The following is a 7,495-nucleotide window of genomic DNA, read 5'->3' as shown; positions in this document are numbered from 1 at the left end:
TCCAGGAGGGGGCGCGGTCCGGGCCGCCGCGCCGTTCCGCCCTCGCCGAACTGACCGACGACTGGCTCGCGGGACTCTTCTCCGCGGGCTCCGAGCAGCCGCGCGGGGTCTCCCTGATCGCCGTCGGCGGCTACGGCCGCGGCGAGTTGTCCCCGCGCAGCGACCTGGACCTGGTCCTGCTGCACGACGGCAGCGCCTCGGACGCGGTCGCCGCGCTGGCCGACCGCATCTGGTACCCGGTGTGGGACCTGGGCCTGGCCCTCGACCACTCGGTGCGCACACCGGCGGAGGCCCGCAAGACCGCCGCCGAGGATCTGAAAGTCCAACTCGGTCTCCTGGACGCCCGTCACATCGCCGGCGATCTGGGGCTGACAGCGGGACTGCGTACGACCGTCCTCGCCGACTGGCGCAACCAGGCGCCCAAGCGCCTCCCCGAGCTTCAGGAGATGTGCGCCGAGCGTGCCGAGCGCCAGGGCGAGCTCCAGTACCTGCTCGAACCCGACCTCAAAGAGGCCCGCGGTGGACTCCGCGACGCCACCGCCCTGCGCGCCGTCGCCGCCTCCTGGCTGGCCGACGCCCCGCGCGAGGGCCTCGACGACGCCCGGCGCCGGCTGCTCGACGTCCGGGACGCCCTGCACCTGGCGACCGGCCGGGCCACCGACCGGCTCGCGCTCCAGGAACAGGACCAGGTCGCCGCCGAACTCGGTCTCCTGGACGCCGACACACTCCTGCGCCAGGTCTACGAGGCCGCGCGGGTCATCTCCTACGCCAGTGACGTCACCTGGCGCGAGGTCGGACGCGTGCTCAGGTCGCGTGCCGTACGACCGCGGCTGCGGGCCATGCTCGGCGGCGGCAAGCCGGTCGCCGAGCGGTCACCGCTCGCCGAGGGGGTCGTCGAGCAGGACGGCGAGGTCGTGCTCGCGCGGGCCGCCCGCCCCGACCGCGACCCCGTGCTGCCGCTGCGGGCCGCGGCCGCCGCCGCCCAGGCCGGGCTCCCGCTCTCCCTGCACGCCGTACGGCGCATGGCGGCCGGTGTCCGCCCGCTGCCCACGCCGTGGCCCGCCGAGGCGCGCGAGCAGCTCGTGACCCTGCTCGGCTCGGGGCAGCCCACCATCGAGGTCTGGGAGGCGCTGGAGGCCGAGGGCCTGATCACCCGCATGCTGCCCGACTGGGAGCGGGTCCGCTGCCGCCCCCAGCGCAACGCCGTGCACATCTGGACCGTCGACCGCCACCTCATCGAGACGGCCGTGCGCGCCTCCGAGTTCACCCGCCGCGTCCACCGCCCCGACCTGCTGCTGGTCGCCGCGCTGCTGCACGACATCGGCAAGGGCTGGCCCGGCGACCACTCCGTGGCCGGCGAGATCATCGCGCGCGATGTCGCCGCGCGGATCGGCTTCGACCGCGACGACGTCGCCGTACTCGCGACGCTCGTACGGCACCACCTGCTGCTCGTGGACACCGCCACCCGGCGTGACCTGGAGGACCCGGCCACCGTGCGCTCCGTCGCCGAGGCGGTCGGGTCGCAGGGCACCCTTGAGCTGCTGCACGCGCTGACCGAGGCGGACGCGCTGGCCACCGGTCCGGCCGCCTGGTCGTCCTGGCGGGGCTCGCTCGTCGCCGACCTGGTCAAGCGGGTCGCCGCGGTGCTCTCGGGGGACGCCCCCGAGGAGCCCGAGGCCGCCGCGCCCACCGCCGAGCAGGAGCGGCTCGCCATCGAGGCCGTCGCGACCGGCGGGCCGGTGCTGTCGCTGCGCGCGCAGACCGAACCGCCGGTCCATGCGGAGGACCAGCCGTCCGGGGACCCCGAACCGCTCGGCGTGGAGCTGGTGATCGCCGTACCGGACCAGCCGGGCGTGCTGCCCGCGGTCGCCGGCGTGCTGGCCGTGCACCGCCTGACCGTCCGCACCGCCGAACTGCGCGCCCTGGACCTGCCCGACGGCGTCGAGGGCTCGGTGCTGCTGCTGAACTGGCGGGTCGCCGCCCAGTACGGCTCGCTGCCGCAGGCGGCCCGGCTGCGCGCCGACCTCGTACGGGCCCTGGACGGCTCGCTGGACGTCGCCGCGCGGCTCGCCGAGCGGGACGCCGCGTATCCCAGGCGCCGGGGTGTCGTCGCGCCCCCCGCGCGCGTGGCGGTCGCGTCGGCGGCCTCCCGGCACGCCACGGTGATCGAGGTCCGCGCCCAGGACGCCCCGGGACTGCTGTTCCGCATCGGGCGGGCGCTGGAGGACGCCGGGGTGCGGATGCGCAGCGCGCACGTGTCGACGCTGGGCGCCAACGCGGTGGACGCCTTCTACGTCACCGACGCCAAGGGCGTCCCGCTGGCGGCCGGTGAGGCGGCCTCCGTGGCCCGGAAGCTGGAGGAGACCCTGCGGGGCTGACCGGGGGATCCCGGCGGACTGTGTCGCCGGGATACCCTGGAGGGCGATTCCCAGCTGCCACCGACCCCGAGGACCGCGAGCGCCGTGTTCGATACTCTTTCCGATCGCCTCTCAGCGACTTTCAAGAACCTGCGCGGCAAGGGACGGCTCTCCGAGGCGGACATCGACGCCACCGCGCGCGAGATCCGGATCGCGCTGCTGGAAGCGGACGTGGCCCTGCCGGTCGTGCGGACGTTCATCAAGAACGTCAAGGAGCGTGCCCTCGGCGCCGACGTCTCCCGGGCGCTGAACCCCGCCCAGCAGGTCCTGAAGATCGTCAACGAGGAACTCGTCACGATCCTCGGCGGCGAGACCCGGCGCCTGCGCTTCGCCAAGAACCCGCCCACCGTGATCATGCTGGCGGGTCTCCAGGGTGCCGGTAAGACCACCCTCGCGGGCAAGCTCGGCCACTGGCTGAAGGAGCAGGGCCACTCGCCGCTGCTGGTCGCCGCCGACCTCCAGCGCCCCAACGCCGTCAACCAGCTGAGTGTCGTCGCCGAGCGCGCCGGGGTCGCGGTCTACGCCCCGGAGCCGGGCAACGGCGTGGGTGACCCGGTCAAGGTCGCCAAGGACTCGATCGAGCACGCCAAGGCGAAGGTCCACGACATCGTGATCGTGGACACCGCCGGCCGCCTCGGTATCGACGCCGAGCTGATGCAGCAGGCCGCGGACATCCGCGACGCCGTCAGCCCGGACGAGATCCTCTTCGTCGTCGACGCGATGATCGGTCAGGACGCGGTCAACACCGCCGAGGCCTTCCGCGACGGCGTCGGCTTCGACGGCGTGGTGCTCTCCAAGCTCGACGGTGACGCCCGCGGTGGCGCGGCCCTGTCGATCCGGCAGATCACCGGCAAGCCGATCATGTTCGCCTCCAACGGCGAGAAGCTGGAGGACTTCGACGCCTTCCACCCCGACCGGATGGCCTCCCGCATCCTCGACATGGGTGACCTGCTCACCCTGATCGAGCAGGCGGAGAAGACGTTCAGTCAGGAAGAGGCCGAGAAGATGGCCTCCAAGCTGGCGTCCAAGAAGGGCCAGGACTTCACCCTGGACGACTTCCTGGCCCAGATGGAGCAGGTCCGCAAGATGGGCAGCATCTCCAAGCTGCTCGGCATGCTCCCGGGCATGGGCCAGATCAAGGACCAGATCAACAACCTGGACGAGCGGGACGTCGACCGCACCGCCGCGATCATCAAGTCGATGACCCCGGCCGAGCGCCAGGAGCCGACCATCATCAACGGCTCGCGCCGCGCCCGTATCGCCAAGGGCTCCGGTGTCGAGGTCAGCGCGGTCAAGAACCTCGTCGAGCGGTTCTTCGAGGCCCGCAAGATGATGTCCCGCATGGCCCAGGGCGGCGGGATGCCGGGCATGCCGGGGATCCCGGGCATGGGCGGCGGCCCCGGCCGCGCCAAGAAGCAGCCGAAGAAGGCCAAGGGCAAGCAGCGCTCCGGCAACCCGATGAAGCGCAAGCAGCAGGAGGCCGAGGAGGCCGCGCGCCGGGCCGCGGGGGCCCAGGGCGGTGCCGCGCCCGGCGGTGCCTTCGGGCTGCCGGGTCAGCAGGGCGGGCAGGACTTCGAACTGCCGGACGAGTTCAAGAAGTTCATGGGCTGACACTCAGCGAGCCCGCCGGCTGGAGACCTGAGGGGACTCAGGGAACCCGCGCGATCAGGTAGCGGAAGACGTTCGGCATCCATACCGTGCCGTCCCGGCGCCGGTGGGCATGGAGTGCCTCCGTCACCTCCTTGTCCACCTGAGCCCGGTCGGTCGCCGCGATGGCCGCGTCGAACAGCCCGGTCGACAGCAGGCCCTTGAGGGCGCTGTCGACATCGGCGTACCCGAAGGGGCAGGCCACCCGGCCCGAGCCGTCGGGCCTGAGGCCGGCCCCCTCGGCGACCTCCTCCAGGTCGTCGCGCAGGGCCGGGCGCCAACGGCCCGCGCCGCGCAGCGGATCCGCCAGCTTGGTGGCCACCCGCAGCACGGACGACGTGGCACACCGCTCCGGCGGCCCCCAGCCGGCGAGCACCACGGGCGCCCCCCGCGCGGCGAGCGGAGTCGCCGCCGCGAGCAGGTCCCCGAGCCCCTCCGAGTCGCCCGCGAGACAGCCGATCGGCTCGAAGGCGGTCACGACGGTGTACGGCGGCGCGTCGGCGTCGGCGACGTCCTCGGGCGTCCCCTCGGCGAGCCGGGTGCGTCCGCGTGCCCGCGTGCCCCAGGCCTCCGGTTGCAGCCGCTCGCGCGCGAGGGCCAGGCGCTCGGGGGAGGCGGGCTCGACACCGGTGACCGCGGCGCCTCTGGAGGCGGCCATCAGCAGGGCGAGTCCGCTGCCGCAGCCGAGGCCCAACAGCCGCGTCGCGGGGCCCACTTCCAGTCGCTCGTAGACGGCCTCGTACAGCGGAACCAGCATCCGCTCCTGGATCTCGGACCAGTCACGCGCGCGTGCACCGAGGTCCGCACGGGAGGTCTCTCCCGCTGAGGACAGGTGCTGCCGCACGAGCGTAGGTGTCATGGATAAGCGCCCCAATCCGCCGAGAGTTGACTTTGTGCCCGATTCCGTAGCCCCCGTGACGTGCGCTCGCACTTCCCCCGTATGCCAGGTAACTCCGCACTCGACGGCTCGTCCAGAGGGTGAAGGGCCCTGCTTGCCGGTTGGCATGTGCCGGGGAAAAGAATTCACATGACGGCAACGTGGGCCCGTAGCATCGCGCCATGGCAAAGGCACCTGTTCTCACACCCCGGGCGGACGACTTCCCGCGCTGGTACCAGGATCTGATCACCAAGGCCGAACTGGCCGACAACGGTCCGGTGCGCGGCACGATGGTCATCCGACCGTACGGGTACGGGCTGTGGGAGCGGATGCAGGCCGAGATGGACGCCCGGATCAAGGAGACGGGCACCCAGAACGCGTACTTCCCGCTGCTGATCCCGCAGTCCTACCTCACCCGCGAGGCCGATCACGTCGAGGGCTTCGCGCCCGAGCTCGCGGTCGTCACCCACGGCGGCGGCAAGGAGCTGGAGGAGCCCGCGGTCGTCCGCCCCACCTCCGAGATGATCATCAACGACTACTTCTCGAAGTGGGTGCAGAGCTACCGCGACCTGCCGCTGCTGATCAACCAGTGGGCCAACGTGGTGCGTTGGGAGCTGCGGCCCCGGCTCTTCCTGCGGACGTCGGAGTTCCTGTGGCAGGAGGGCCACACCGCGCACGCCACCGAACAGGACGCGCGCGCGTTCGCCTCGCACATCCACCGCCAGGTCTACGAGGACTTCATGACGAACGTCCTCGCGATGGACGTCGTCCCCGGCCGCAAGACCGTCAAGGAGCGGTTCGCCGGAGCCATCAACACCCTCACGCTCGAAGGGATGATGGGCGACGGCAAGGCCCTCCAGATGGCCACCAGCCATGAGCTGGGCCAGAACTTCGCCAAGGCCTTCAACACCTCCTACCTGTCGAAGGACGGCACCCAGGAACTCGTCTGGCAGACCTCCTGGGGCTCCACCACCCGCATGATCGGCGCCCTGGTGATGATGCACGGCGACGACCACGGCCTGCGCGTGCCGCCCCGGCTCGCGCAGACCCAGGTCGTCGTGCTCGCGATCAAGGGGGACGAACCGGTTCTGGCCAAGGTCCGCGAGCTCGGCGACCGGCTGAAGGCGGCGGGCCTGCGCGTCCACGTCGACGACCGCACCGACACCCCCTTCGGCCGCCGCGCGGTCGACTGGGAGCTCAAGGGCGTGCCGGTCCGCGTCGAGGTCGGCCCCCGTGACCTGGAGAACGGCACCGCGATGGTGGCCCGCCGTATTCCGGGCGGCAAGGAGGCCGTGGCGCTGGATTCCCTGGCGGCACTGCTTCCCGGGTTCCTGGAGGAGGACCAGGCGCTGCTGCTGGCCCAGTCCCGGGAGCGCCGCGAGTCCCGTACGACCGAGGTGTCGACCTTCGACGAGGCGGTCGAGGCCGCTGTCGGCGGAGGCTGGGCGCGGATCCCGTGGGCCGTCCTCGGTGAAGAGGGCGAGGCCAGGCTGGCCGAGCACGCGGTCACCGTACGGTGTCTGGTCGCGGAGGACGGGTCGGTGCCGGGAACCGACGACGCCCCCGGTAACGTCGCAGTGGTCGCACGCGCTTACTGAGGCAGAGCCCTTCCGGCGCGAGAGCGACCGAAACGCCTCTTGCGCACCCGCGGATCACAACCGCCCCGGCGCGTGGACGCGATCTACGCGCCGGGGCGTACCTCACACTACGTACCGGCTTGGTATGAGCTGTGAGGCTTCTCCGCAGATCAGCGCACCCGCCCTCGTCTCCACGCATCAGCGGCAACTGACGGGTACGTGCAAATTATTTGGGATGCCCCGGAATAGGAACACAGCGGCACTCTGGCTCGTTGTCATTACGTGAGCACGACACAGACACCACCTGTTCTCGCCGCAGAGCTGGCAGAGGCGTGGGCCGACATTCAGCGGTACCACCCCGAGCTGCCCGACCTTGCCGCGCCAGAGTCACTGATCGGGGAGTCGTCGTCCGCCTGCGGTCACGAGCTCTCCTTCGAGCGACTGCTTCACGAGGCAGTCCACGGCATCGCCGCCGCGCGAGGCATTCGCGACACCTCGCGCGCCGGCCGCTACCACAACCGCAGATTCCTCGCGATCGCCGAGGAGATGGGCCTGGACCACCCCGAGGAGCCGCATCCCAGCAGCGGCTTCTCGCTGGTCACGCTCACCCCCGAGGCGAAGCGCCGGTACCGCCCGACCATCGAGCGGCTCCAGCGCGCGCTCAAGGCCCACACCGCGGCGACCTCCGCCGACACCGCCCGCTCCTTCCGGGGTCCGGCGGCCCGGCACGGGTCCTCCGGGGGCGGGGTCCGGGTCAAGGCGGTCTGCGACTGCGGTCGCAATGTGCGGGTCGTCCCGTCCGTCCTGGCCCAGGCGCCGATCGTCTGCGGGGGCTGCGGGAAGCCGTTCCGGATCCCCGAGGTCGTGGGCGCGGCGGCGAGCTGACCGCCCTACCGGCAACTCGTGGCTGTCGGTCGGGCACAGGGTGGGTGCGGGGCGCCGCACCCACCCTCACGGCACCTGGATCACCAGGTGCT

General features: G+C 72.1%; 5 protein-coding genes. 4 read left to right on the top strand and 1 reads right to left on the bottom strand.

Annotation, left to right across the window (positions count from 1 at the left end):
* Both ACFULQ_RS24480 and ffh read left to right on the top strand, forming a co-directional pair.
* On the top strand, positions 1 to 2,378 hold a 2,378-nt coding region (locus ACFULQ_RS24480; protein ID WP_383547162.1), incomplete at its 5' end, for a [protein-PII] uridylyltransferase.
* An 84-nt stretch (positions 2,379 to 2,462) separates the two neighbouring features.
* Positions 2,463 to 4,028 carry a signal recognition particle protein gene (gene ffh / locus ACFULQ_RS24475; protein ID WP_383547160.1) on the top strand — a complete coding sequence of 522 codons (1,566 nt, stop codon included), beginning with the start codon at positions 2,463 to 2,465 and terminating at the stop codon, positions 4,026 to 4,028.
* Positions 4,029 to 4,065: 37 nt separating this feature from the next.
* Here the strand turns inward: ffh and ACFULQ_RS24470 are convergent, their stop codons facing one another.
* Entirely contained in the window at positions 4,066 to 4,923 is an 858-nt protein-coding gene (locus ACFULQ_RS24470; RefSeq protein WP_383547159.1) for an SAM-dependent methyltransferase, read from the bottom strand.
* A gap of 200 nt (positions 4,924 to 5,123) precedes the next feature.
* On the opposite strand from ACFULQ_RS24470, the gene proS reads away from it, so the two are divergent.
* Together proS and ACFULQ_RS24460 are read left to right on the top strand one after the other, a co-directional pair.
* A complete protein-coding gene (gene proS / locus ACFULQ_RS24465; RefSeq protein ID WP_383547157.1) occupies positions 5,124 to 6,539 on the top strand; it encodes a proline--tRNA ligase in 1,416 nt (471 codons plus the stop codon).
* A 261-nt stretch (positions 6,540 to 6,800) separates the two neighbouring features.
* Positions 6,801 to 7,403 carry a hypothetical protein gene (locus ACFULQ_RS24460; protein WP_030611678.1) on the top strand — a complete coding sequence of 201 codons (603 nt, stop codon included), beginning with the start codon at positions 6,801 to 6,803 and terminating at the stop codon, positions 7,401 to 7,403.
* Positions 7,404 to 7,495 lie beyond the last annotated feature (92 nt).

It is taken from the genome of Streptomyces sp. NPDC057253 (assembly GCF_042669125.1).
GTDB lineage: Bacteria > Actinomycetota > Actinomycetes > Streptomycetales > Streptomycetaceae > Streptomyces.
Note: the sequence above shows the minus strand (reverse complement) of the source record. Positions and strands in the feature narration are given on the sequence as shown.